At 70.1% G+C, this 24,751-nt stretch carries 19 protein-coding genes and 3 pseudogenes; 10 read left to right on the plus strand and 12 right to left on the minus strand.

What is annotated here, in order from left to right:
* Window position 1: 1 nt before the first annotated feature.
* Entirely contained in the window at window positions 2–1,168 is a 1,167-nt protein-coding gene (locus ACZ5GP_RS08755) for an MFS transporter (RefSeq protein WP_468750109.1), read from the minus strand.
* Window positions 1,169–1,339: 171 nt separating this feature from the next.
* Between ACZ5GP_RS08755 and ACZ5GP_RS08760 the strand changes: the two genes are divergently transcribed.
* The 3 genes from ACZ5GP_RS08760 to ACZ5GP_RS08770 all read left to right on the plus strand — a co-directional run bounded on the left by ACZ5GP_RS08760 (window position 1,340) and on the right by ACZ5GP_RS08770 (window position 4,565).
* A complete protein-coding gene (locus ACZ5GP_RS08760; RefSeq protein WP_468750110.1) occupies window positions 1,340–2,584 on the plus strand; it encodes an MFS transporter in 1,245 nt (414 codons plus the stop codon).
* A 139-nt stretch (window positions 2,585–2,723) separates the two neighbouring features.
* Window positions 2,724–4,130 carry an MFS transporter gene (locus ACZ5GP_RS08765; protein ID WP_468750111.1) on the plus strand — a complete coding sequence of 469 codons (1,407 nt, stop codon included), beginning with the start codon at window positions 2,724–2,726 and terminating at the stop codon, window positions 4,128–4,130.
* A 24-nt stretch (window positions 4,131–4,154) separates the two neighbouring features.
* Complete coding sequence (locus ACZ5GP_RS08770) at window positions 4,155–4,565, plus strand: PPOX class F420-dependent oxidoreductase (protein WP_468750112.1); 411 nt, start codon at window positions 4,155–4,157, stop codon at window positions 4,563–4,565.
* Here the strand turns inward: ACZ5GP_RS08770 and ACZ5GP_RS08775 are convergent.
* The 7 genes from ACZ5GP_RS08775 to ACZ5GP_RS08805 are packed head-to-tail and all read right to left on the minus strand — an operon-like array spanning window position 4,537 to window position 12,993.
* Window positions 4,537–5,550 (minus strand): Gfo/Idh/MocA family protein, encoded by a 1,014-nt coding sequence (locus ACZ5GP_RS08775; protein ID WP_468750113.1) that lies wholly within the window; start codon window positions 5,548–5,550, stop codon window positions 4,537–4,539. The genes ACZ5GP_RS08770 and ACZ5GP_RS08775 overlap by 29 nt on opposite strands.
* Entirely contained in the window at window positions 5,547–6,560 is a 1,014-nt protein-coding gene (locus ACZ5GP_RS08780) for a transketolase family protein (RefSeq protein ID WP_468750114.1), read from the minus strand. The genes ACZ5GP_RS08775 and ACZ5GP_RS08780 overlap by 4 nt, the downstream gene beginning before the upstream one ends.
* Window positions 6,557–8,209, minus strand: a complete 1,653-nt coding sequence (locus ACZ5GP_RS08785) for a thiamine pyrophosphate-binding protein (protein WP_468750115.1) — start codon at window positions 8,207–8,209, stop codon at window positions 6,557–6,559. Before ACZ5GP_RS08785 ends, ACZ5GP_RS08780 begins: the two co-directional genes overlap by 4 nt.
* Window positions 8,209–9,087: a hypothetical protein gene (locus ACZ5GP_RS08790; RefSeq protein ID WP_468750116.1), complete on the minus strand. Its 879-nt coding sequence runs from the start codon at window positions 9,085–9,087 to the stop codon at window positions 8,209–8,211. The genes ACZ5GP_RS08785 and ACZ5GP_RS08790 overlap by 1 nt, the downstream gene beginning before the upstream one ends.
* A complete protein-coding gene (locus tag ACZ5GP_RS08795; protein ID WP_468750117.1) occupies window positions 9,080–10,270 on the minus strand; it encodes a threonine synthase in 1,191 nt (396 codons plus the stop codon). Before ACZ5GP_RS08795 ends, ACZ5GP_RS08790 begins: the two co-directional genes overlap by 8 nt.
* Window positions 10,267–11,841: a DUF6917 domain-containing protein gene (locus ACZ5GP_RS08800; RefSeq protein WP_468750118.1), complete on the minus strand. Its 1,575-nt coding sequence runs from the start codon at window positions 11,839–11,841 to the stop codon at window positions 10,267–10,269. Before ACZ5GP_RS08800 ends, ACZ5GP_RS08795 begins: the two co-directional genes overlap by 4 nt.
* 57 nt (window positions 11,842–11,898) lie before the next feature.
* Window positions 11,899–12,993: a mandelate racemase/muconate lactonizing enzyme family protein gene (locus ACZ5GP_RS08805; protein WP_468750119.1), complete on the minus strand. Its 1,095-nt coding sequence runs from the start codon at window positions 12,991–12,993 to the stop codon at window positions 11,899–11,901.
* A gap of 142 nt (window positions 12,994–13,135) precedes the next feature.
* Between ACZ5GP_RS08805 and ACZ5GP_RS08810 the strand changes: the two genes are divergently transcribed.
* The 5 genes and pseudogenes from ACZ5GP_RS08810 to ACZ5GP_RS08830 form a co-directional block, all read left to right on the plus strand.
* Window positions 13,136–14,776: a carbamoyltransferase family protein gene (locus ACZ5GP_RS08810; protein ID WP_468750120.1), complete on the plus strand. Its 1,641-nt coding sequence runs from the start codon at window positions 13,136–13,138 to the stop codon at window positions 14,774–14,776.
* Window positions 14,777–14,787: 11 nt separating this feature from the next.
* Window positions 14,788–15,696, plus strand: coding sequence for a phosphotransferase enzyme family protein (locus ACZ5GP_RS08815; RefSeq protein WP_468750121.1), 909 nt, complete (start codon window positions 14,788–14,790; stop codon window positions 15,694–15,696).
* 154 nt (window positions 15,697–15,850) lie between these two features.
* Window positions 15,851–16,135, plus strand: a pseudogene (locus ACZ5GP_RS08820) (transposase); the annotation flags it as partial.
* A gap of 19 nt (window positions 16,136–16,154) precedes the next feature.
* Window positions 16,155–16,870 (plus strand): annotated as a pseudogene (locus tag ACZ5GP_RS08825) (IS5 family transposase); the annotation flags it as partial.
* Between the two features lie 66 nt (window positions 16,871–16,936).
* Window positions 16,937–17,137: pseudogene (locus tag ACZ5GP_RS08830) on the plus strand (transposase); the annotation flags it as partial.
* Window positions 17,138–17,153: 16 nt separating this feature from the next.
* On the opposite strand, the gene ACZ5GP_RS08835 reads toward ACZ5GP_RS08830, so the two are convergent.
* Window positions 17,154–18,380 carry a metal-dependent hydrolase family protein gene (locus tag ACZ5GP_RS08835; protein WP_468750122.1) on the minus strand — a complete coding sequence of 409 codons (1,227 nt, stop codon included), beginning with the start codon at window positions 18,378–18,380 and terminating at the stop codon, window positions 17,154–17,156.
* 473 nt (window positions 18,381–18,853) lie between these two features.
* Between ACZ5GP_RS08835 and ACZ5GP_RS08840 the strand changes: the two genes are divergently transcribed.
* On the plus strand, window positions 18,854–19,399 hold the full coding sequence (locus ACZ5GP_RS08840) for a hypothetical protein (protein WP_468750123.1): 546 nt from the start codon (window positions 18,854–18,856) through the stop codon (window positions 19,397–19,399).
* Window positions 19,400–19,680: 281 nt separating this feature from the next.
* Complete coding sequence (locus ACZ5GP_RS08845) at window positions 19,681–20,400, plus strand: PLP-dependent aminotransferase family protein (protein WP_468750124.1); 720 nt, start codon at window positions 19,681–19,683, stop codon at window positions 20,398–20,400.
* A 683-nt stretch (window positions 20,401–21,083) separates the two neighbouring features.
* Here the strand turns inward: ACZ5GP_RS08845 and ACZ5GP_RS08850 are convergent.
* The 3 genes from ACZ5GP_RS08850 to ACZ5GP_RS08860 all read right to left on the minus strand — a co-directional run bounded on the left by ACZ5GP_RS08850 (window position 21,084) and on the right by ACZ5GP_RS08860 (window position 24,699).
* Window positions 21,084–21,251: a hypothetical protein gene (locus tag ACZ5GP_RS08850; protein WP_468750125.1), complete on the minus strand. Its 168-nt coding sequence runs from the start codon at window positions 21,249–21,251 to the stop codon at window positions 21,084–21,086.
* A 134-nt stretch (window positions 21,252–21,385) separates the two neighbouring features.
* Window positions 21,386–22,852 carry an HAD-IB family hydrolase gene (locus ACZ5GP_RS08855; protein ID WP_468750126.1) on the minus strand — a complete coding sequence of 489 codons (1,467 nt, stop codon included), beginning with the start codon at window positions 22,850–22,852 and terminating at the stop codon, window positions 21,386–21,388.
* Complete coding sequence (locus ACZ5GP_RS08860; RefSeq protein ID WP_468750127.1) at window positions 22,849–24,699, minus strand: 1-acyl-sn-glycerol-3-phosphate acyltransferase; 1,851 nt, start codon at window positions 24,697–24,699, stop codon at window positions 22,849–22,851. The genes ACZ5GP_RS08855 and ACZ5GP_RS08860 overlap by 4 nt, the downstream gene beginning before the upstream one ends.
* Window positions 24,700–24,751: the final 52 nt, after the last annotated feature.

Raw genomic sequence — 24,751 nt, forward strand, 5'->3', positions numbered from 1 at the left:
GTCAGGGGACGGCCGACAGCGCGCCTCGTCGGCCCGCCATCCAAATCGTGAAGCCGAGGCAGCTGAGCGCCGTTCCGGCGGTGGTCACGGCTGTCCAGCCACCCGCCGACCACAGAAAGACGGAGGCCGCGGAGCCCGTGGCGCCGCCGATGAAGTTGCTGGCCACCATCGCGGTGTTGACCCGGCTGCGGGCCGCGTGGGCGATGGTGAGGACTCGCGACTGGTTGAGCACATTCACCGTCTGGACGGCGGCGTCGAGCAGGACAGCCGTCACGATGACGAGCAGGACGGAACGGCTCGCGAAGGCGGCGAGGGCGAAGGCCGCGACGGCCAGCGCCCAAGCGGCGCCCGTCGCGGGGAGAGACCGCCCCCGGTCGTGCAGACGCCCGGCATGTCGCACGGCGAGGACACTGGCCAGTCCCGCGAGGCCGAAGGCGCCGATAACGGTCACGGGATAGGTGAATGGCGGACTGCTGAGCAGGAACGTCAGCGCTGTCCAGAACAGGGTGAGGACCGAGAACGCGATCGCCCCCAGTGCCAGGGTCCACCGAACGGCTCGCTCCCGTTTCACCAAAGTCATCACGGAGGCCAGAAGCGCCGGATAGCGCAGTCGTGTACGTGGCTTCAGAGGGGGAATCGACCTGTGCAGCAGGACGGCGAGGAGCAGAGCGCACAGCGCCGCGAGCACGCAGACCGCGCGCCACCCGGCGGCGCCCGCGATGAGGCCGCTGAGCGTACGCGACAGCAGAATGCCGGTGAGGATGCCGCCGGTGACGGTGCCGACCACGCTGCCCCGATCGCCGTCACCGGCCAGGTCGCCCGCCAGCGGCGTCAGGAGTTGGCCGGACACCGTCGTCACGCCGAGCAGGGTGAGAGCGACGGCGAGGAGCGTGAATGTCGGTGCCAGCGCGCATGCCGTGAGCATCCCGGCTGAGCCGAGCAGCATGACCGGGATGAGACGTCTGCGGTCGAGCAGATCCCCGAGGGGGACGATGAGCAGGATCCCGGCCGCGTAACCGAACTGGACCGTTGTGACAAGGGTGCCGGCCGCGGCGGTCGTGGCGTGCAAGTCCTTCGCGATGGGAGCGAGCAGCGGCTGTGCCCAGTACAAGTTGCCCACCGCCACACCACCGGACACGGCGAACAGTGCCGTCCGGCTTCGCGTCATCACTCGTTCGCGCGGCATGAGTAGCTCTCCGACGCCACCGCAATAACTACTCTCTGTTTAAGTGAACGCTCATTCAGTTGCCTACCGTAGCCACTCCTCGTCGGCTTTGACGTCCGGCTCGCATCCGGCAGGGGCCACCGTGTCCCGCGCGCGGCTGCGCTGGGGCGCCTGATGCGGCGTCTTTGGCGGCAGACCCGGTCATTTCCGCCGGTCGTACGGTTGCTCATGGTGAACCAGTTCGCGATCAATCTCGGCTTCAACATGCTGATGCCGTACCTCGCCTCTCATCTGGCGGGCGGACTGGGGCTCGCCGCCTGGGCCGTGGGGCTGGTGCTGGGCATTCGGCACTTCTCCCAGCAGGGCATGTTCCTGCTCGGCGGTACGATCGCCGACCGCCTGGGTTACAAGGTGCCCATCCTGGCGGGATGTCTCCTGCGTACGGTCGGTTTCGCGACGCTGGGCTTGGCGGAGACTCTCCCCGCACTGATTCTCGCCTCCGTCGCGACGGGTTTCGCCGGCGCCCTGTTCAACCCCGCGGTCCGCGCCTACCTGGCCGCCGAGGCCGGGAAGCGGCGGGTCGATGCCTTCGCCGTCTTCAACGTCTACTACCAGGGCGGGATGCTGCTGGGGCCGGTCGTCGGTCTCGCGCTGCTGGCCGTCGACTTCCGACTGGTGTGCGCGGTCGCGGCCACCGTCTTCACCTGCCTCTCCGTTCTTCAGTGGCGGGCCTTGCCGGCCCGGCGCGACCTGGGCGCCGGTAGCGCAGCGGGCGGGGTCACGGCGCAGTGGCGGGCAGTGGCCGCCAACCGGCCCTTCGTCCTGTTCGCCGTGGCCATGGCCGGGTCCTACGTGCTGGCCTTTCAGACCTACATGGCGCTCCCCCTCGTCGCCGCCGAGACGCTCGGCACCGACGGGCCGTTCGTGACCGGTGGGCTGTTCGTGGTGTCGGCCGGGGTGACCGTCGTGGGCCAGTTGCGACTGACCGAGTGGGTGAGACACCGGTGGAGCGCCCGGACGGCACTCGTGGGCGGGCTGTCGCTCATGGGTCTGGCTTTCCTCCCGCTCACGCTCTGCCCACAGGGGGGCGGGGCGGCCAGGATCGGCTGCCTGACCATGGCGGTGGCCCTGCTCGCCGCCGGGTCGACGGTGGTCTACCCCTTCGAGATGGACATGGTCGTGGCGCTGGCCCGCGGCCGCTTCGTGGCGACTCACTACGGGCTCTACCACACCGTCTCGGGTGTGGGCATCACCTGCGGCAACTTCGTCGTCGGCGCCTTCTGGGGCGCCACACGGCACCAGGAGTTCCTGGTCTGGGGAACGTTGACCGCCCTCGGGCTGGCATGCGCCGCCTCGGTCTCGGCCCTGGGCCGCGTCGGCCACCTGACCATCCGGCCGCCGGACACGGCACGAGCCTGAGCACATGCGCGCGACAGGCCGACTTGCGTGCCTTGGTCCTGTTTTGGCGCAGGTGCCGAGGGCCGGGCCCTCGGCGATACTGCTGAGAGGATTCGAGTCCAGCGCGGGAGGTCTGCCGTTGCGGGAGACGGATGGTGGCTTGGACAGTCGCCCGGCCGGTTCGAAGGACAGCCGAATACGGTGGCAGGTCGCGGTCCTGTTGTTCGCGGCCGTGGTGATCAACTACGTCGACCGGTCGAGCATGTCCGTCGCCCTGCCGGCCATCGCGCGGGACCTTCGCTTCGACGACAGCCTGTCGGGCGTCGTCCTCGGGGCCTTCTTCTGGACTTACGCCGCCTTCCAGATCCCCTGCGGGCGCTTGGTCGACCGCTTCGGGGCGCGAAGGGTGCTGGCCGGGGCCGTGGTGAGCTGGTCACTGGTCACCGCTGTTACCGGACTGGCGTTCGGCGGTGCCTGGCTGATCGGCTTCCGGCTGCTGCTCGGGGTCGCCCAGGCCGCCATGTTCCCCGCGGCGACCAGCTGCGTGGAGCGTTGGTTCCCGCGGGACGAGCGGGCCTCGGCGAGCGGGGTGTACGACAGTGGCGCCCGAGTGGGCACACTGCTCGCGATTCCGGTGTTCTCCGCGCTGATCGCGGGTGCGGGGTGGCGGGTGGCCTTCCTGGTGGTGGGGCTGACGGGTCTGCTCTGGGTGGCACTGTGGTGGTCCGTGTTCCGCGACGAGCCGGCCCGCCACCCACGGGTGACCACGGCGGAACTTCGCCGTATCGAGAGGCCCGCCCCGAGCCCGGCGACGGGCTCCGCGCCCGCAGGGACCGACCCCGTGGCAGCGCCTCCGGGGTGGGGGACGCTGTTGCGCAGCCGGACGGTCTGGGGCACGGTCGTCGCCGTCGTCGCCCAGTCTTATGTGATCTATTTCTTCATCACCTGGTTCCCCACCTATCTGATCGAGGCCAGGGGGTTCACCCTGCTCAAGTTCGGCCTCCTGGGGACGGTTCCCGCCCTGGCGGCCGTCGTCGGGAACTGGCTGGGCGGCTGGGCGTCGGACGCGCTGGTGCGGCGGGGCAAGTCGGTCACGTACGCCCGCAAGAGCTGCGGGGCGGGCGGCCTGCTGGTCTCGGCGGCGGTGGGTGCGGCGGCGGTCGTTCCCGGCGCCGGTGCGGCGCTCGCGCTGCTGTCGCTGTCCTTCGCCGGTGTCTCGTTCGCCACGTCGGTCCTGTTGACGATTCCCGCGGACATCTCGCCACCGGGAATGCCGGTGGCGGGCACGCTCCAGAGCATCCAGAACACGTTCTCGGGAATCGCCGGCATCGCCTCGCCCATGGTGATCGGCTTCCTGAAGGGAGCGACGGGATCGTTCGTTCCCGGTCTGTTGTCGGCCGCGTTGGTCGCCGTACTGGGCTGTCTCGCCCTGCTGTTCGTGGTGGACCGGATCGAGCAGGACGTATTGCTGGAAAGCGCCGGGCCCACTGGCGGCCGGGGCCGGACGCGCTCACGCTGGTCCCTTCGCGTGAAACGGCGGCGGGCGGACGAAGCCCACAAGCCGTGAGGTGGGCAGACGGAAGGAGAACCGGTGTCGGACGGCGTCATTCCCGAGGTTGCGCGCACATGGATCGACGACAGGGCCTTCGCGGTCCTTGCGACCCTGCGGCCGCAAGGGCAACCGCACCTGTCGGTGGTGTGGTGCGTGACGGACGGGGACGAGGTGCTCATCAGCACCTTGCGCGACAGGCTCAAGTACCGGCACCTGACGCGGGATCCCCGCGCCACACTGCTGGTGTACCCGCGGGAGAACCCGAACTCCTACGTGTCCCTGGAAGGCACGGTCGTCATCCAGGAGGCGGACGCCGCACAGCTCATCCAGCGACTGTCGATGAGGTACAAGGGCCGCGCCTACCCGGACGATGCCGATGCCGAGCGGGTGACGGTGCGGCTGCGGCCCGAGCACGTCTTCGTCAGGGAGCGTCCGGCAGCAGGCCGGTGACCGGCAGCTGACGGCCTGAGCGGGCGGCCTCGACGGCGGTCGCGGCCACCAGCGCCGCCGCGTGGGCGTCCCGCAGGTGGGCGGCCTCCGGTGGCTTGCCGTCGGCGCAGCACGCGGCGAAGTGCTCGTGCAGGCCGACGAATCCGGCGTCGTCGTCCGCGAGGGAGTCGACCCGCGTGCCCGGGGCGTCGGCCGTGGCCGCCTCGACCCGGAAGTACCGGTCGTCGAACCGGCCGCGGTCGAACGCCGCGGAGCCCGCCGTGCCCACGATGTCGAGGCTGCCGAAGGGGACGTGCGGGTCGCTGATCCAGGAGCCCTCGACGGTGCCCACGGCTCCACCGGGGAATTGGAGCAACACCGTCGCCGCGTCGGCCACCTGATTGCGCCCCGAGTGGGTCATGGCGGTCACCGCGACGGGCCGCTCACCGAGCACCCACATGATCTGGTCGATGCCGTGCACCAGGGATTCCATGATGATGCCGCCGCTGCGGGAGGCGTCCCACAGCCAGGCGCCCTCGCGGTCGCGCAGGCTGTACATGCGGTGGTAGGCATGGGCGACGGTGCCGAAGTCACCCGCTCGCACCCGCGTGCGCAGCCTCCGCAACTGTGGTACGAACCGGAAGTGATAGGGCACCATCACCGCGAGCCCGCGTTCTTCCGCCAGGCGCTCCAGGGCCGGGATGCGCTCCGGTCGCAGGCCCACGGGCTTCTCGACGATCAGGTGCTTGCCGGCGCGCAGCACCGCCTCCGCGATGCCGAGGTGCGTGTCGGGAGGTGTGCACACGACGACCGCGTCGACATCCCGGTCGGTGAGCGCGTCGTCGAGGCGGTCCGTCACCTGAGGGGAGCCGAAGTCGCCGGGCAGGCGCACGGACTGCCCGGGTTCCACGACGACGCGGACGAGTTCGGACTGTTCGACTCGGCGCAGTACGCGGGCGTGTCGTCCGGCGGACCAGCCACTTCCGACGATCGCGCAGTGAATCATGCCGTTCCTCCTTGGGACGTGCCCGGACCGGTGGCGAGGGCCTGGGCGGCGCGGGCGGCGATCAGCTCGGGGGTCAGCCCGGCCGCGTGCAGGAGTTCCCCGTAGTCACCGGAACCGGGCGACGCGGCCAGATCGAAGCGCAGGAGAGGCGGGTCCGGCCGTCGACCGGCCACTTCGGTGAGGGGGCGGCCGTGCCGGGTGGTGAGCGTTTCCGCCAAGGTGGCGGCGAGTGCGCCGGGGCTGGTCTGGTCCTCGCAAGCCAGTACGAGGGAGTGCTGCCGGAGCAGGTCGGCGAGCCCGGGTGGCGCCGGGGCCAGTTGCCCGACTTCCAGGGCCGAGGCGCTGATGCCGTACCGGTCGCCCATCAGCCGTGCGGCTTGCGCGACTTGCTCGCACAGAGCCCCGTGGGCACAGAGCACGACGGAGCCGTCCCCTCGTACGAGCCACCGCGCCGGAGCCCAGGCGGGGCCGGTGTCCGCCGGGCCCCGCAGCGTGACGGGACGCCGCACGAGGCGGACCCAGCGTGGCCCGGGGCGGGCGGCGCAGTGGGCGGCGAGGGCTCGTGCGCCGGCCGCGTCGGAGGGGGCGACGATCTCGACGCCCGGTACACAGCGCACCAGAGCGGCGTCCTCGGTGGCCTGGTGCTGTACGCCGTCGCGGCCCGCGCTCAGCCCCGTCATGCCCGCGAGGACGGTGACGTCGGCCCGGTGCAGGGCGACGAGAGAGCGCAGGGGTTCCAGGGCGCGCAGGGACAAGAACGCGGCGAAACCGGCCACGACGACCCGCAGCCCGGCGCGTGCCATGCCGAACGCGGCGGCGACGGCGGTGGCCTCCGCGATCCCGGCGTCCACGACCCGCTCCGGGTGGTGCCGGGCGAACTCTCCCAGCCGGAAGGACAAAGTGGCGTCGCAGCTGACGATCACGAACGGCTCGGGCCGGCGCAGCAGTTCGCCGCACAAGGCGTGGGTGAACGCCTCCAGTTGTGATTCGGGTCCGGGCGCCGCGCTCACCTGCGGCCCGCCTGCCGCTCGGCGTACATCTGGAAGTCCGGTGAGGAGACGTCGGACGCGAGGGGTACGTCGATGAGTGTCGGGCCCTGAGCCACCAGCGCCGCCTTCAGGGCGCTCTCGAAGGACGCCCGGTCCCGGGCCGTGTGCGCCTGCCAGCCGAATCCCCGGGCCACCGCCGTCCAGTCGGTGGGTGCGAAGGGTTCCACCAGCCGCGGATCTCCCAGGTTGACCGAGGAGACCCGGTTCAGCAGGCCGAACGCGTTGTCGTCGAGCAGGATGAAGACCAGACGTGCTCCGGTGCGGACGGCGGTCTCCATTTCCTGGCAGGCCAGGGCGAACCCACCGTCGCCACCGACGCCGACGACGGTGCGCTCCGGCTGGGCCAGCGCGGTACCGATGGCGGCGGGCAGCGCGTAACCGATGCTTCCGCTGCCACGCGGCGCGATCACCGACCGCCCGGCCCGATGGCAGCGGAAGTGCGCCCCGACCCAGCTGCACGCACGCGACGCGTCGGCGATCACGGCGGTGTCGTCCGGGCAGAGGTCGGTCAGGGCGCGGACGAGTTCGCCGGGGGAGGGGCTGACGTCGTCCTGCGGCTCGTCCAGCAGGGCGCCCGTGGTGCCCGTCCAGTCCGGCGCTCCGGCCCATCCCGCCGCGCTCAGCGCGTCGGCGAGGTCTTCCAGGGCCGCCGCCGCGTCGGCGTGCAGGCAGTGCCGGGGCGTGAGGATGCGGCCGAGTTCGTCCTCGTCGATGTCCACCTGGACGCACACGGCCCCGGGGCCGGGCAGCCGACCATAGCCGGTGGATTTGTCGCCCGCTTTGCTGCCGATCCACAGCACCACATCGGCCCGGGCGGCGATGTCGTTGGCGCCCGCCGACCCCTTCGCGCCCACGACGCCGATGCTCTGCGGATGGGTCTCGGCCAGTGCGCCCTTGCCGTTGAACGTCGTCCCCACGGGCACGCCGAACGTCTCGCACACGGCGGCCAGTTGGGGGTAGGCCTCGGAGAGCTGTACGCCGCCGCCCGCGACCACCAGAGGGCGTTCGGCCGCCATGAGCAGGCGGACCACACGGGCCAGCTCCTGTTGGTCCGGGCGGATGCGGGAGCGCGCGTACCCACGGCTCTCCCGGGGGGCGGGCGGGCCCTCGTACGGTGCGGCGAGGAGGTCGGACGGAACGTCGAGATGGACGGGCCCCGGACGCCCTTGGCGGGCGAGGTGCACCGCGCGGGCAGCAAGGGCCGGCAGGTGGGCGGCGTCCGGCACGGAGAGGGTGGCCTTCACCGTGGGCCGGAACATCTCCTGGTGCCGGCAGGCCGCCGTCGTCCACCGGCCTTCCTGCGCCGCGGGTACGCCGCTGGTGAGCGCGACCAGTGGTATGGAGCTGTTGTGCGCCTCGTGCAAGGCGGGCAGGAGCAGGGGCGATCCGATGCCGCCCGGCGCGTCCACCACGGCGACCTTCCCGGTGAACCGGGCGCAGGCGTCGGCCATGTACCCGGCGGCGGTCTCACTGCGCGCCATCACGTGCCGTACGCCGCCGCGGCGCACGGCGTCGTACCACGGCAGCGTGGACTCGCCGGGCAGTCCGAAGAACATCTCCACCCCCGCGCCGTGCAGGGCGTCGACCAGGGCGTCGGCTCCAGTGCGCATCACGAACTCCTCCCGGATACGGTCTGCTCGACCGCTGGGCGGGCGAGGCGGTCATCGGCCCGTCGCAGAGCCTCGGTCAGGTCCTCCTCCGCCGCCGCCAGGACGGTGTCCTCGGGGATCCAGCTCATCGGAACGGGCTTTTCCTCCACGGCGGCCATCCCCTTGCCGCGGACGGTCGTGGCCCACACCAGGGCCGGCCCCGCGGCCTCCCGGAAGGAGCGGCCGATCGCGCGGTCGAGTTCCGCCGTGTCATGGCCGTCGACAGCCGTGAACGCGGGCACCGCGGCCTCCAGCATCCGGCGCGTCACGTCCCCGCCGGGGGTGGCGCCACCGGACTGGAAGCCGTTGGCGTCCACGACGAACAGCACGTTGCGCAGACCGGCCCGCACCGCCCACAGAACCCCCTCCAGCGCTATGCCGGACTGGAGTTCGCCGTCACCGAGGACCACGGCGACGCTTCCCGTGCCCCCGAGCAGCGACATCCCTTGGGCGAGCCCGGCGGCCGCGGGGACGGCCAGCCCCAGCGACCCACTGGTCACACCGACTCCGGGCAGGAACGAGAGATTGGGATGCCCCTGATACGAGCTGCCGAGCGCGGCGTAACTGCCGTCGCCGGGCCACTCGGTGACCGCCGCGTACAGGGCCGGAGCCGCGTGCCCCTTGGACAGCACCAGGCGGTCGTCGTCGGGTGTCTCCCGGGCGGCGTCGGCCAAGCGCAGGTGCTCGGCGAGGACGGCCAGGATGTCCGCCACCGAGAGGCAGGAACCCAGGAAGCCCCAGCGAGTGGCCCGTACCGCCCGTACCGAGGCCAGCCGGATGCGCAGCGCCCGTGCACTGATGCGCAGCGGACGCCGAGTGTCGTGCGAGGGCTCACCCATCAGCTGATCCGTTCCGCTCGCCCCCGGTCAGGTTGACCAGGACCGCCTCCTCGCGCCGGATCTCTCCGCGCGCGACCAGTTGGGCGGCTCCGGCCAGCGCCGCCGCCGCGGCGAAACACACCTCGATGCCTTCGTCCTGTGCCAGCCAGCGGCGCGCGTCGGCCATCTCCGCGTCGGACACGGCGGCGAAGCTGCCGCCCGTACCGGTGGTGATGGCGTGCATGAACGGATAGGTGTTGGTCGGGTCCCCCCGCAGTATCGCCTTGGCCAGCCCCCGCGGCCGGTGCAGGATGTGCTGCGGCAGGATGCGGTCGCTGCCCTCGCGGTAGGCGTTCCACATGGGCGCGCAACTGCTCTGCTGCACACACACGAAGCGGGGCATCGCTCGCAGCCTGCCCATCGCCAGGTACTCGCGGGCGCCCTTGTGCGCGCCGTAGACACCCATCCCGCTGCTGATGGCCTGCACGACCACGGCCGGTTCCCGCGGCATCTGGTCGTACGCCTCCAGGTAGGCGAGCTTCAGGCCCTCGCGGCGGGCCGAGTTGAAGAAACCGCCCTCGAAGAGCAGGCCGTGCTCATCCGCGTACGCCCGGCCGGCCTTGGCCGCGCCGACGAAGTCGTCGTCGACCACGTGCAGTTCGACACCCGGGTGGTCGGTGTACTGGTGGCGGTCGATGAAGTCCCGTCCGGCGAACAGATGGACCCGCATGCCTCGGGTGAACGGCAGGCCCCAGGCGAAGGAGGTGGAGCTGTTGCCGGTGGAACTGGCCACGAACTCGTCTACCCCCAGTTCCTGGAAGACCGCCAGTACGCACGCTGCCATGCGGTCCTTTGTGGTGCACGTGGCGTTGCGGGTCTCGTCCTTCAGGTAGAGCTGGTCGAGTCCGAGCCGCGCCCCCAGAGTGCGGGCGTGGACGCAGGGTGTGTTGCCGTCCCCGATGTCCAGGACGGACTCGGGCCCGCGCAGCGGGAGCAGATCGAAATAGCGCGCGCCCGGTACGGCCTCGTCGTCACGCACGACGGCTCTCTTCAGGTCGTACTCCGGGTCGAGGAGACCGCCGCAGTCGCAGCGTGGGTCGACCGCGGCGTACGGGCGGGTGTGGCCGCAGCGGACGCAGACCGCGTGGACGTCCTTCCCGCTCGTCCCGGAAGTCTTCCTGAACCCCTGGAGTGGGCGCGTCACAGGCCACGGCCTTCCCGTGTCGTCCGTGCGTCGGCGGGCGACACGACATGGAGCCCGCCCCCTGGGACCAGACCGCGCCGGCGCCCGGTACGCCGGTCCTCGGCGAGCAGGATCACGTTCATGTGGTTGGGCAGATGCGTGTCGTCAAAGCCCAGAACGTGTCCCAGCAAGGTGCCGTCGGCCTCCCGCACCGCGTCCCCGACGGCGAACAGCCCAGCGGTGAACTCGGCGAACCCCAGGTACGCGACGTCATCGACCCGGTCGCTGCCCGGTGGGGGAGGGGCCGGCGTGGTCATCAACTCGTGTACGGCACCCGCGCTCACCGCACGTGTCCGCCACCGCTCCAGCCTCATGCCGCGCGTGAGACGGCGGTGCTCCATGACGGCCACCCAGCGTCCGGTCATCGGGGCGCGCGGCCAGTGCCGGGCGTCCGGGAGATCGGGGACACTTGTGGTGAGCCGGTGCTGTCGCAGCTCCGCTGCCACACTCTCGGCCGCGACGACGTCATACGTGTCCACGGTCGTCCATGGGAGGGCTGCGAGACCGGCCTCGCAGAGCGGACCGTCCACCGGCGCGGGAGGGGGACAGATGCCGTGCCAGGCCGGACAGCGGGTGGTCACCCTCTCGGCGGCCCGGCGCAGGAGTGCTTGGCGGCTCGCTCCGCGCTCCGTCGCCACGAAGGCCAACGGGGCCTCGTCCACCCGGGCGCAGTCCAGGGCGCGGCCGATCTCGTCGGCGGTGAAGGACACCCGCTCATCCCGGCCCTCGGCCTGTCCTGTGCCGGGCAGGGACAGAGAGGGGTGGTCGGCAAGGCACACCGACCGACGCAGGGCCGGGCGGTGCCGGACCAGTGGCTCGGGCACCTCGCACGGCCCGGGAAGCCCGCGCACCAAAAGCTGGTCCGGCTCGTCCGCGGCGGTCGTGAGCTGGACGTTGGACCAGGCCACGAGGGCCGCACCGGGCCCGTCCAGCAAGGGCAGGACCGCACCGGCCGTCCCGGATCCGCAGTCGAGCAGCAGCGCCGCGCCAAAGCCGGAGCCCACGGCCGCCGCGGCCAGGACGGGTCCGTCCTGCGCGGTGACCGCCGTCAGTACCGCCTCGACCAGCCAGACCGGTTCGCGTACGGCCCTCGGGTCGCCCCGCCGGCCGATGTACAGCACGGTCCGCGCCTTCGCGTCGGTGACGAAACGATCCTGCCGACCGGGCACGCGGAAGAGCCGGAACCCGTGCGCCGCGCTGAGCACAGAGCTCAGACCGGTGCCGCCTCGATGCAGGGCCACCGGCTCGGCCGGCCGGCCGTCAGCGGTGGCCGGCCAGTCGCTTTCCGGTGCGTCGACCAGAGCTGCCAGGCACACGGCGTCCGGCTGCCGGTCGGGTGATCCAGGTGGCGTCGGTGTGCCGGGCCGCAGGACCGCCCCGGCATAAGCGACGACGACCGGATCGTTGCTCAGCAGCCGCACCCGGCGGGGGCCGACGGCGAAGTCGACCGCGTGGTCCAGCCGGACTCCCAGGTCCGAGGCGAGATGGGCGAGCGGAAGGGTCTCCGACAGGGCAGCGGCAGCGGCGGTCACGCGTCCTCCGTGGTGTCGTTCGATGACGTCGCCCGACGGGCGGGGCGGTGGTGGCGGTCAGGCGAACCAGTGATCGGGCACCGTGACGCCGAGTCCGGGCCCGGCGGGCAGGCGCAGACGCCCGTCGCGCACCTCGAAGCCGCCCTGAGGGCCGTGGTCGGGGTCGAGGATGACCAACGAGAAGTAGTAGTCACAGCCGTCGGCCAGGCAGGGCAGGGTCAGCATCTGGTGCAGGGCGGCGGTCGTGCCCAGCCGGGATTCGGAGAACGCTCCGGCGTAGCCGTAGACCCCGTGGAGTGCCGCCGCCGAGGCGATCCGACCCGTGACGCCGTAGCCGCCGAGCCTGCCGACCTTGAGGCTGATCAGGTCGTAGCAGCCTTCGGCGAGCAGGTGGCGGGCGTCGGCGGGGGTGCGGCAGCCTTCGTCGGCGCAGAGCGGGATGCCCGAACTCTGACGCAGGCGGCGCAGCGGCTGCAACTGCTCGGGCGGGAAGGGCTGTTCCACGAAGTCGATGGGTACGTCCGCCACCTCGCGCAGCAAATGGGGCACCGTCAGCGGATCGCCCGTGCAGTTGAAGTCCAGGCGGATGGTGACGTCCTGGTACTGGCCGGCTATCGCCTTGATCCGGGCCGCGTCCGTGCGCCAGTCCTGAACGCCAGTCTTCACCTTGAAGATCCGGTACCCCTCCTCGTAACGGGCCTGGACCAGATCCGCCTCCTCCGCCATGTCCTGGGCGGATACGGAGTACGAGAGCCCGAGATCGGCACGGCGCAATCCGCCGAGAAGGCTGTACACGGGAACGCCCAGGCTGCGTGCGGCAAGGTCGTAAAGCGCCATCTCCACGGCGCTCTTGGCGCCTGGATTGCCTACGATGGCGGTATCCACAGCCGACATAATGCTGTTGATGTCCAAAACATCCCGACCAGCCAGAAGAGGCGCGATGACATTCTCGGCCACCCGGCATATTCCTTCAGGGGTTTCCGAGGAGAACTGGCTCCAGGTCGCGGCCTCACCGTACCCGTAAACCCCCTGGTCGCTCCGGACGCGCAGGAAGGCATTGGTCACCGAGTCGATCAGTGAGTCGGTGCCCATTTCCTGCTTCTCGCGCGTTGGCAGCACTCGCGTCGTGGCCGAGATGTGCTCTATTCGCACGGATCATCCCCCGGTGGAATGTCTTGGTAGGTACTGGTTTATGACCTTACGTTCCCTCTGGGCTGTCCCCTACAGTAAGACGGCACCCGGCTCGCTGTAAGGGCGCATTCAAAGGGCGCACGGTAGGCATGAAGGGGAGCACGTGAAATTCCTCGGCATCAACGCGATCTTCCATGACCCCGCAGCCGCTTTGGTGGTTGACGGGGAAATCGTCACCGCGCAGGAGGAGGAGCGACTGACCCGGAAGAAGGCCCGCAAAACACCGGTCCCGTTCAACCGATGGGAACTTCCCGAGTTCGCGGTCGCGAGCTGTCTGGCCGAATCCGGACTGCGCATGAGCGATCTCGACGCCGTGATCTACTCCTATGAGCCCTCTCTTGTGCCGCAACCGGACATCAGTGAACCGCGGGGCTTCTGGGAACAGGCCCACAAGACCTATGCCCAGACGGCACCGGAATTCCTGCACCGCATGTTTCCGGACCTCGACGCGGCCAAGGTCACCTTCGTGCCCCACCACTTCGCCCACGCCGCCTCCGCCTACCTGGCGGCCCCCTACGACAGCTGCGCGGTCCTCGTCCTGGACGGGCGCGGGGAGGTGGCGACGCACCTGGCGGGCCACGCCGAGCAGGGAGTGCTGACCGTGCTGGCCGGGCAGCAGCTGCCCCATTCCCTGGGCCACCTGTATGAGGAGGTCACCGAACACCTGGGCTTTCGCAGGTCCGCCGACGAGTACAAGGTGATGGCTCTGGCCGCCTACGGCCGGCCCGCCTATCTGAGCCGGTTCCGGGATCGGGTACGCACCCATCCGGACGGCACCTTCGTCGTCGAACCGCTCGGCCTGCACGAGTTGATGCCCCGGCGGCTGCGCGGCGAGAAGATGGAGTCCCACCACGCGGACCTGGCCGCCAGCGTCCAGCGGCGGCTGGAAGAGGTACTGCTCGACCTGGCACGCTGGCTCAAACGGCAGACCGGGGAGCGGAACCTGGCCATGGCCGGCGGTGTGGCGTTCAACTGCGTCGCCAATTCCCGCATAGCCCGCGAGGGCCCCTTCGAGTCCGTCTGGGTGCAACCCGCGGCGGGGGACGCGGGCACCGCACTCGGTGGCGCGCTGTACGCCGCGCAGGCCGCGGGCGATCCCGTCAAGCACATGACCACCGCGGCACTGGGGCGCGGCTGGAACGACGCGGAGACGGAGGCCTGGCTGCGGGCGAACCGGGTGTCGTACTCACGCCCGCCGGACGTGGCCGCGGTCGCGGCCCACGCGCTGGCCGACAACAAGGTCATCGGCTGGTTCCAGGGCCGCAGCGAGTTCGGCCCCCGCGCCCTGGGGCACCGCAGCATCCTGGCCAACCCCCGCTACCCGCAGAACCTCGAACGTCTCAACGACATCAAGGGACGCGAGCAGTTCCGGCCCGTGGCCCCCATGGTCCTCCTGGAGCGGGCCGCGGAGATCTTCGACGGGCCTGTGCCCAGCCCCTACATGCTCTTCACCCACCAGGTACGGCCCGACTGGGCCGACCGCATCCCGGCCGCTCTGCACGTCGACGGCAGCGCCCGCATCCAGACCATCGACGCGACCGACGAACCCGTCGTCGCCCGCATGCTGAAGGAGTTCGAGCGGGAGACGGGCGTCCCGGTCGTCATCAACACCAGTTTCAACGTCGCCGAGATGCCCATCGCCGATCATCCGCGCGACGCCGTTGCCTGCTTCGCCACCACACCGATGGACCTTCTGGTCCTCGGGCCGTTCGTTCTGCGTCGACGCGACCTGTCGGCGGCCTGACGATGGGCTTGGTGCCGTCCACCGCCGGGGCGTTCCGCGAAGCGCTGGACGGCGCCTGTCGCATCGCGGGCGTGAGCGCGGAAGGGGCCGAGCTGGTCCACATCACCGTGAACGCCGTCTTCCGCCTGCGCTCCCTTCCTCTCGTCGTCCGCATCGCGGGCCCGCAACTCGGTGTGGAGGACGCCGCCCGCGTGGTCGAGCTTGCGCGGTGGCTGGCAGACGAGGACGCCCCCACCGTGCGACTCGCCGACCTCACCGTCGACCAACCGGTCGTGACCGCCGACGGGACAGCGGCCACGTTCTGGCACTACCTGCCGCAGCACCCGGGGACCCAGCCGATCCCACCGGAACTGGCCGGTCCACTCCGTCACCTCCACGCGCTCGGCCCGCCACCTCGCCCCTTGCCCGAGTGGGATCCCCTCCGCGTCACCCGTGGCCGGCTCCGGCGGGCGCCTGACGACCTACCTCCCACGGACCTCGCCTTCCTCCACGGCCTCGCCGACCGCCTGGCGGACGAACTGCCCGCGCTCCCCTTCACGCTGCCCCCCGCGGTCATCCACGGCGACGCCCACATGGGCAATATGCTGCGCGCCCCGGAAGGACACGCCGTGCTGTGCGACCTGGACTTCATGTGCCTCGGTCCACCCGAGTGGGACCTGGTCCCCGAACTCGTCGGCTGTCTGCGTTACGGCCGTCCGTGGGCCGACTATCAGCGCCTGGTGGACGCTTACGGATTCGACCCGCGCGACTGGGCCGGCCTGCCTGCCCTGATCCGCGTCCACGCGCTGAACGTCCTCACGGTGGTGCTGCCGCTGCTGCGCACGCACCCTTCCCTGCGCACGGAGTGGCAACGCCGGGTGCACGCGCTGCGCGACGGCATCCTGACGGGGCCCTGGGTGCCGTACCGGCACTCCATCTGACGCGGTGGTGCCTGCTACTCACCAAGAGGACGGCGAATGGACCGCAGCAAGTCTCCATGCTGCTCGCTGGGCCGACGACCAGCCGGCCTCATACGGGCGGCTGGGCTGGGCGTTCCTCGCCCACACCTTGATCAGGGGCGGCCTCCCACCGTTCCAGGCGTACTCCTCCCGCGCGATCCGCGTCCACCTGCGCCGACGCGGCATCCGCGCGGTGATTCCGGAGCGGGCCGACCAGCAGGCCAACCGGCGGCAGCGCGGACGGGCGGGCGGCAGACCGCCGGCCTTCGACCGCGAGGCATACAAGCAGCGCAACACCGTCGAGCGGTGCATCAACCGCCTGAAGCAGTGGCGCGGCATCGCCACCCGCTACGAGAAGACCGCGACCGTCTACCTCGCCGGACTTCACATCGCAGGCATCTTCCTCTGGTCCGCCCGCTGATCCAAACGAAACCGCCTAGCGGGCCCTGGACTTCGGCCGACCGCCGCGACACGACCTGCGTGAGATCATGAATGCGATCCTCTACGTGGGCCGGACCGGCTGCCAGAGGGCTTACCTGCCGCACGACTTCCCACCACAACAGAGCGTCTACGGCTACTTCGCCCGGTGGCAGAGAGACGGCATCTTCGCCCAGCCCCATGGCCTGCTACGAGAACTGGTCCGCCAGCAGGAGGGCAAGAGGCGCCACCCGTCGGTCTGCGTGATCGATGCCCAGAGCGTCAAGGCCTCCACCAGCGTCCCCGCCCGCAATCAGGGCATCGACGCAGGCAAGAAGATCGCGGGCCGCAAGCGGAGCATCGTCACCGACACTCTCGGTCTGCTGCTGGCCGTGCTGGTCACCGCGGCCAGCGGGCAGGACTCCACAGCCGCCACACTCTCCTGGAGCAGGCGGCCGTCGACCACCCCACACCGCGCAAGGTCTGGGTCGACGGCGGGTACCGCAAGCACTTCATCGACCACGCGGCCGCCATCGGCATCGGTCTCGAAATCGTCCAACGGCCCCTCGGCTCAGGGGGTTTCAGGCCCATCCCGAAACGGTGGGCGGTGGAGCGGACGTACGGCTGACTGAGCTACACCGCCCTGGCCCGCGACTACGAAACTCATCCGCACGGATCCGAAGCCATGATCCCTCTTAAAAGCTCAGGCCTCGATACCACTCGATGGGGTTACGAGTGAGCTCCGGGTTGACCGACGCGTAGGGTTCACCGCCTCAAAACACTACGACAGTGTCCTACGGGAGTGCTGGGTAGCACTGTTCAACCTGGCTCAGAAACGCGGAGTTGGTTTGTTCCGGACGGATTGTGGGAGTTCGCGAAGCCCCACATCCCGCCGTCAAAGGTGCGGCCGCAGGGTGGCGGGACGAAGGAAACGCCCGATGAGAGCTTGTTCGTGGCGAACGCCTATGTGCTGGTCGGCGGGTGTTCCTGGCGGGCCCTGCCGCCTCCGGTGGAAAATTCATTCATTCCCCTTGGAGGAAGCCCCGTCGGTGGATGATTCGGCCTCCCTGCATGACGAATCCGACCCGTCCCATACAGGCGATGTCAGTGAGCGGGTCTCCGCACACGGCCACCAAGTCCGCTGTGCACCCTGGTTCGACGCGGCCGAGGGCAGGCAGTCCCAATAGGTCCGCGGCGACCGATGTGGCCGCCTGGAGCGCGCGCAGCGGCGTCATGCCCTGGTCGACGAGTGCGGTGAACTCACGCCAGTTGTCGGCGTGGGGGAACATGCCCGCGTCGGAACCGAAGGCGATCTGCACATCCGACCGAGCATGCCGGCGCAGCCCGGCGCACACGTCGGCGGGCAGCTGGCCCTCGCCGGAACGCGAACAGTCCCGTCCGTGGCCTCGGGGTTGGAAATGGTTCAGATATAGGGACTGGCAGTAGTGTGTGGGGACGAGGAAGATGCCTTCGCATGCCATCGCTGCGAGAGTCCGTGCGCTGGCCAGCGTGCCGTGTTCTACGCTGCGCACTCCGGCTCGTACCGCCCGGACAATCGCCTCATCGGGAAGCGCGTGGACGGCGCAGGGCAGACCCAGATCGCGGGCGGTCGTCACGATCACGTCGACCTCGTCCTGTGCGTAGGCGAGAGACGCGAGGCTATCGGCAGGTGAGGACACACCTCCGCTGCCTGCGTACTTGATCCAGTCAGCTCCATCCCGCGCCTGGAGACGGACCACGCGGCGCAGTTCCTCGAGCCCGTCCGCCACCGTGCCGATCTGTGCGCCGTATCGTTCCGTGATGTGCGGCGCCTTGTCGCCATGCCCGCCCCGTATAGAAATGATGTTGGGAGCGGCGAGGATCCTCGGGCCCTCAACCAGCTTGTTCTCCACGGCGCGGCGCAGCGCGACATTAAGCGGTTGATGGGCGCTGCCCAGATCACGCACCGTGGTGAATCCATTGGCCAGCAGGGCCCGCATGGCGGGCAGCGCGGTCAGTACCTGATAGGCCGTGGAATCTTTTTCTGCGGCCTCATCCGGGAGATGGACATGGCAGTCGATGAGGCCGGGCAGCAAGGTGCACCCCGGCAACTCGATACGCTCGACGTCCATCCCTTGGGAAGGCTCAGAACCAACCTGACATATCCGGTCGCCGTCGACCAGAACCCAGGCTTCCTCGGAAAGCCGGTCACTCAGCCCGTCCCAGAGCCGCTCGGCGCGCAGCAGGATTCGCTGGCGACGCGCCGTCACGGAGTCTCCCGAACAGGCAGGGAGAAGAGTAGACGCTCTTGTCTGCACGACCCCGGTCGAATAGTTGCGGAAGGGCTATGAGGCATCCGACTTCCACTTCTTTCGAGCCAAGAGCTTCGCCGTTCCATGCAGCCCAAATTTGCTAACGCCCCAGTCCCTGCTACCGAGTTGGAAACATATCAATTCAGCCATATTTTTGGAAGGGGGACAGGTGGGTCGTTCACAAAACGCTCGGACGTAAGCGCTGGGGCGTGCATATTCAAGGGAGCGTGCATTCCGTCCGTTATGGCCATGCCTACCACCCGGCTGGACTATGTACGTGCCCCGTCCGCTGAGGACAATGAGGATCCAGGCTCCGGTCTGTGGGTGCGGCCGGGCCCCGCTGTTGCTTCCCGCTTTCGCTGCTGGAGGCCCCATCTCCCCCCAGAATTCGCTTTCGGACGTCCATGGACGTCGTGGTGAAAGGTCAGCACATGCGACGTGCTCGCAGACTCTTCTCTGCCTCCTTCTCTCTGGCCGCTCTCATCGCCGTGGTCACACTCGTCGCTGGTTCGGCTCAGGCCGCGCCCCCGAAGGGCGCCGCCACGGTGGTCTGCACCGGTACACAGACCCAGCAGTACTCGCCCCCGCTCGGCGCACTGCCGCAGCCCACCGGCGTGTCCGTGTCCGAGGGACTGACGTGTCTCGGCGGCCCATTCCTCACCGGTGCCGCCACCGCCTCCTTCACGGAGTCGGCCAGCTGCCTGATCCCGCCGATCACGGGCACCGTGCCGCCGGCCGACGTCATCACGTACCACTGGAGCAACGGCCAGACCAGCACCATCACATATACCCTCACCGCTGTTGCCCGAGTCGCCAACCAGAACGTCGTGACCTCGGCGGGCACCGTCACCTCCGGTTACGCGCAGGGATCTGCGGCCGAAAGGGAAGTAGTCACCCTCGACCTCGACGTCCTGGGCTGCCTCGCCTCAAACGTCCACCAGCAAAGCGGGAGTGAGACCCTCGCCATTCTCCTCTGAGCCGGACGGGCGTCTCGTGCAAGCCGCACCAGGGCCGTAGCCGGCAGGTCCCCAGCGCCTCACCATCAACCGGTGAAGAGCTACACCCCACACACCCCCCCCCACCGCCTTTGGAGGGCCTTCTAACCTGGCATGAACAACTGCGAGTTGGACGGAGCTGCGGAACGACGAAGCTCCTGGTAGAAGGGGTCGATTAAGGTCGACCGTCGTGCCAGCTGCCCGAGGCCGAGGCGTTCTCGCGGCGGTGCGCGCGGGCAGGGCTGCGGGCCGATGGGCTTCGTGTGCTTGTCTACCCGTCGGCGCGCAGGGCGGCAAGTGGTACGCGCGGGACGGGGCCGGCGGGGGGCGACTGGCGGAACTGGTTCTGGCTGCACGTGGACGGGGCACTGGGAGCGGCCTACCTGCCCTTCTTGCACCTCGGCGTCGAGCAGGGCGCCCTACCGCCGACCGATGAGGGGGCTCCGCTGCCCTCCTTCGACTTCGGCGTTCGCGAAATTAACTCCCTCTTGGTCAGCATGCACAAGTGGATCGGAGCCCCTTGGCCCGGCGGGGTCTACATGACCCACAACCGGTACTGCCTGATGCCCCCGCAGTTCGCACATTACCTCGGCATCTCCGACACCACCCTGGCAGGTTCGCGCAACGGTCACTCCGCCGTGCTCCTGTGGTACTTCTTCGCCCGCAACTCCCACATGGACCAGGCCAGGCACGTGGTGGCGGCGCTGCATCTGGCGCAGTACACCGCGAAGCGCTTGCGCGAGATCCAGCGAGAACGCGCAGACGGACTGGATCTGTGGGTGGGCCGCTCGCCCTGGTCGTTGAGTGTTTGGTTTCGAGCGCCGGCTGAACACATCATCACCCGCGCCGGGCTCCCCGGACAGACACTGACGCATGAAGGGGAGCAGCGGGACTACGTCCACGTGTACGTCATGCGACAGATCTCCCGCACGCGGATCGACGCCCTGCTGGACGAGTTGAGGGCTCCGGACGCCTTCGCCTGACCTCTGTTGCGCCTCTGCCTGATCTGCGGTGCGCCTTTGCCCGGGTGGCGGTGCTGCGTGGCCGTCCCTACTGACTGGCACGCGCCGGAGGAGAGGCCGTCGCGGGAGGCGTACGCGAATCCGCCGGCCTGGATGTCGCCGGGAGACCGCTACCGGGGCTCTCCCGCGAGCACTCCGGGGCATCCGAAGGTCCGGAGGACTCCGAGGGTCGAGACGTCTCCGGAGGTTCGGAGAATGCTGAGGGCATCGACCCTGTGCGGTCCAGGTCCTCAGCCTGCCTGGTACCCGCGCTCCCCGGCGCGCAGAGGCCGCTGGCGGGTGCCGGATCGCCGGATGCGGCATGCAGTGCAGTGGAAAGAGCGGGCGTGGTGGGCGGTGAGCCCTGCGGCAGAGAGCTTCCCCGCGGGGAAGGCGTGCCGTCCGAGGTGGCAGGGTTCCTGGTGGGCGGGGAGGTTTGTGCTGGCGAGGCTGTTGGTGACGCCTTGTCAGGGAGCGGCATGGGCCACATGGTGGGGCCCAGCGTACTGGCCACGTTGGGGAGAAGAACGGTGACGCCGTGCGGGGCGGGTGGTGACGGGTGCTGGATTCGGTAACCCACGGCGGTGAGCAGACCGGTCAGGGAGACGACGAAAATGGTGAGCATCTGCCGTACGGACATGGTGGCCCTTCTGTTCGCCGGCGCCTCAGGAACTGAGGTGTTCGAAGTAGCGCCGTACCGATCGGAGGAAGTCGACGAGCCCGTTGAAGAGGTTCTTGGTTGCCTCCGCGAACGCTTCCGGGACGGTGAGGATCAGATACAGAGTGGTGAGAAAGAGCAGCCAGAAGAGAAGGCTGCGACCGCGTAGAAACACCTGTGCCTCCTATGTGGTGCCGCGAATTCCCGTTGGGAGTACGAATGTCGGGCGAGCGCTCGCGGGGCGTTTGCGGTGCAGGGCGCGGGTGCGAGGTGAGGTGTGACGCTGGGTCCGTCGCGCGTATCCGTCGGTCAGGTTCGCAGCGCCTTCACGAGCGACTGACGTACTCGGTCCGTCTCCGCGCGGATCGCCGCGGGGTCCCAGCCCCGGGTGTCCACCGGTGGCAGGATGGTGACCTCGACGCTGCCCGGCCGCAGGGTCAGCCCCGATTTCCCCGCCACGTCGGTGGCGTTGTGGATCGCGATGGGGATGACCGGCACGCCGGCACACGCGGCGATCCGAAATGCGCCGCTTCGGAAGGGTCCGACGTCCGGCGTCAAGGCCCTGGTGCCCTCGGGCAGTACGAGCACAGAGCGTCCCGATGCCAGGCGCCTGACCGCTGCGTCCAGGACACCGGCCGACCGCAGCGGTCGGGCCCGGTCGACGAACAGCGTGTCCGCGAACCGCAGACAGGAGCCCAGCACGGGGAGGTCGCCCAACTCACGTTTCGCCACGACGCACCAGTCACCCTCGATGAGCCGGGCCAGGATGACGGCGTCCAGCCAACTGGTGTGATTGGCGACGTATACCGCGGGCCCCACCCGGGTCAGATGTTCCTCGCCCCTGATCACCACCTCAACGCCGGCGGCCCGCAGGACGAGGGAACTGCCCAGGCGGAAGGTGCCGGAGACGACTGCGCGACGTTCACCCCCCGCACCCGCGGCGACGAACGCTGCCGCGAGGAAGACCGCTGCCGCTCCTGTGGCCCCCGTCGTCGAACGCAAGGTGCCGAGAACCGAACCGCCGGTCCGGCCGACCAGAACAGCAGGCCAGCCCCGTCTGCTCGCTTCGGCGGCCAGTGCGGCCTTGGCACGCACCACCCGTGGTTTGCCGACGGCCTGAAGCAGGGGGAGGTCCTCGTAACCGTCGCAATACGCGTAGCTTTCCGTCAGCTCGACGCCGCAGCGCTGGGCGTGCGCGCGTACGGCCGCCAATTTCTCCGCTCCCGAGCACAGTGTCGGCAGCGTGTCGCCGACCACCCGTCCCTCGACCACGGGCACCGGTGTGCAGAGGAGCTCGGAAACCCCCAACGTCCGCGCCAGAGGCCCTACTTGGGCCGAGCTCGCCGCCGTCGCCACGCACACCGAGTGTCCGCGGGCCTGATGGGCGCGTACCAAGGTCCACATATCGCGGTCGATCTTCGGAGCGATCTCCTCCACGAAGACGCGCTCGCTCAGCACCGCAAGTTCGTCCTCGGCGCGTCCGTGCCAGCAGGCTGCGGCCGCGGCTCCCAGCCGTGCCGCTGCGCGGGTCTCGACACCGGACCTGGACCGCCACAGATCGGCGGCGATGCGGTGAGGCGCGGCGGAGGTCAGCGCGTGCCATGCCTCCGCCGGCCATTCCCCATGGCGCAGTCGGTTGACGCAGAAGGCCATCGAGGAGTGACCGCGGATCAGGGTGCCGTCGAAGTCGAAGTAGGCACCCGTCGCTGGGCCAGGGGGTGAGTTGTCGATGTCGGCCAGCAGTTCGCGCATCGCGAGCGCGGGCGTCCCGGTCACAGCAGGCCCCCACCGGGCAGACCGCGCCCCCCCGGTGGCGTCGAGGCCCGCCGGACCCGGGCGAGCGCCACCAGGTCGGCGTGCAGCTGCCGGGACTCGGCGTGCGCGTACCGGCGCCTGCCCTCCGCCGCGGTGCCCGGCTCCAGCAGTCCCGACCGCCGGGCGTCCAGCAGCAGGCACTGGTAGAAGCCCGGGGCGCGCGGGGGTCGGAGGGACCCGCTCGCAATGGTGCCCGCCCTGGCGCGGGCGCGGGCCAGGACACGGGGGAGCAAGGCGTCGATGTCTACCGCCTTGCTGTCCGGTTCCTGAGCCAGTTCCCGAAAGGCGACGAGTTGCCCCGCAGCTGCGTCGGCCAGGACGTCGGGGGCGATGAGCTCCTCCGGGGGCGCGAGCGGGGTGGGGAAGGTCCAGGGGGCTTCTTCCGAGTTGCCCGCGGGTGCCGCGAGCCGCTTCAGTTCGACCACCCCGGTCGCCAGCAGGGCCGGCTCGACGCCCAGCCCGGTCCCGAGCGTGGCAGCCGTCAGGACTTCCCACAGTTCCTGTACGCCCGCATCCCACGCGCCGGCTGGTGCCACTCGGGAGGCTCGGAGCGCGGCGACCTCGGCTGCCGCACGCGGCCACAGCCAGTAGATGCTCTGATTGCGGTACTGGGTGGCCACCGGGCGGTGCTCATGGACGTGCGCGCGGAGTACCGGCGGCTCCCCCTGCTGGTCCGCAGGAGCCGTGTAGGCCGCCATGAGCGACACCGCTCCGACGTCCTGCAGGCGCAGCAGAGCGCTCCGTACGCCCTGTTCGGTACGCAGCTCCTCGGCGTCGAGCATCGGGGCGCCCGCCCGCTCGACAGCGTCCAGGAGCGGCTGCGCCCTGCGGTGCACCTGCGTCGTGGTCGGCCGTTCACCGGCCGCCGACACGGCCAGTGCCCCGAGGGACTGTCCGGTGACGGGGGTGACTCTGCAGTGCGCACGATTCACCTCGCGGGCCAGGACCCGGGCGGCCGCGGGCCCGGAGAGCGAGCCGCTCCTGCGTCCGACGAAGTCGTCGACGGACAGTGGGGCGGCGAACCTCACATGGGCCACCCCCCGGGTCCGGCGCTGCGTACGGAGGTAACGCAGGAACCAGCGCAGGGACTCGGGACGTTTGGCCCGCCCCTCCTCCTCTCCGGCCAGCGCCGTCGCGTCCGGCAGGCAGGAGAGGGACAGGGCGACGGGAACGAGCCACACCTTCTTGCCCGGGTTGTCCCGGACCGCGGACACGGTGTGTTCCAGCAGCCCGTGCCGGGGCGGTCCGGGCAGCCCCGTACGTGACCTGCCGCCCTCCTGATACCACTCCAGCGTCTCGCCCCCGGCCACGAGGTGGCGCATGTAGAGCCGGAGCGCACTGCGGTAGTCCTCATCGGCCGGGGAGACGCGACGCAGGAACACCACGCCGGAACGGGCCGCGAGCCAGGTCAGAAGGGGGAGGCGCAGGTTGTCACCCGCGAACCAGATCGGCCGTGCCCTGCCGGCGCCGTGCAGGGCCTGGGACACGAACAGTGGGTCGGTGTACGCACGGTGCTGCGGGAGGTAGATCAGGCAGGCGTCGCTCGCGGCCAGCCCGAGCAGCATCCGCCGGTCCTCCTCCGTGATTTCCACCCGCCAGGAGGGAATGAGCGCGCGGCGCAGGAAGCGGGTGAACCGGTCGGCCCCCGACCCCCTGACGGTGACCATCTCACGCAGGCACCGGCGCACGCGACGGCGGGCGGCCACGGTGTCGACGCCGGTGCGCTGCGACAGCGCTCGGATCTCACGGGTTGCGTGCGGATGGCTCAGCACGGCGTCCACCGTGGCTGAGCGACGGTGCTTGAGCATGTGGTGCCTCTCTTTGCTGGTGGGGTGGTGGTCCCTCAGGTGACGGCGCCGG

Source organism: Streptomyces sp. NPDC031466 (assembly GCF_055581265.1).

Excerpts from the sequence above, each read along its gene's own strand:
- ACZ5GP_RS08760 (WP_468750110.1), top strand. The coding sequence starts at position 1,340 with ATGCGGCGTCTTTGGCGGCAGACCCGGTCATTTCCGCCGGTCGTACGG.
- ACZ5GP_RS08790 (WP_468750116.1), bottom strand. The coding sequence starts at position 9,087 with ATGGGTGAGCCCTCGCACGACACTCGGCGTCCGCTGCGCATCAGTGCA.
- ACZ5GP_RS08840 (WP_468750123.1), top strand. The coding sequence starts at position 18,854 with ATGCGACGTGCTCGCAGACTCTTCTCTGCCTCCTTCTCTCTGGCCGCT.
- ACZ5GP_RS08775 (WP_468750113.1), bottom strand. The coding sequence starts at position 5,550 with ATGATTCACTGCGCGATCGTCGGAAGTGGCTGGTCCGCCGGACGACAC.
- ACZ5GP_RS08755 (WP_468750109.1), bottom strand. The coding sequence starts at position 1,168 with ATGACGCGAAGCCGGACGGCACTGTTCGCCGTGTCCGGTGGTGTGGCG.
- ACZ5GP_RS08785 (WP_468750115.1), bottom strand. The coding sequence starts at position 8,209 with ATGCGCACTGGAGCCGACGCCCTGGTCGACGCCCTGCACGGCGCGGGG.
- ACZ5GP_RS08860 (WP_468750127.1), bottom strand. The coding sequence starts at position 24,699 with ATGCTCAAGCACCGTCGCTCAGCCACGGTGGACGCCGTGCTGAGCCAT.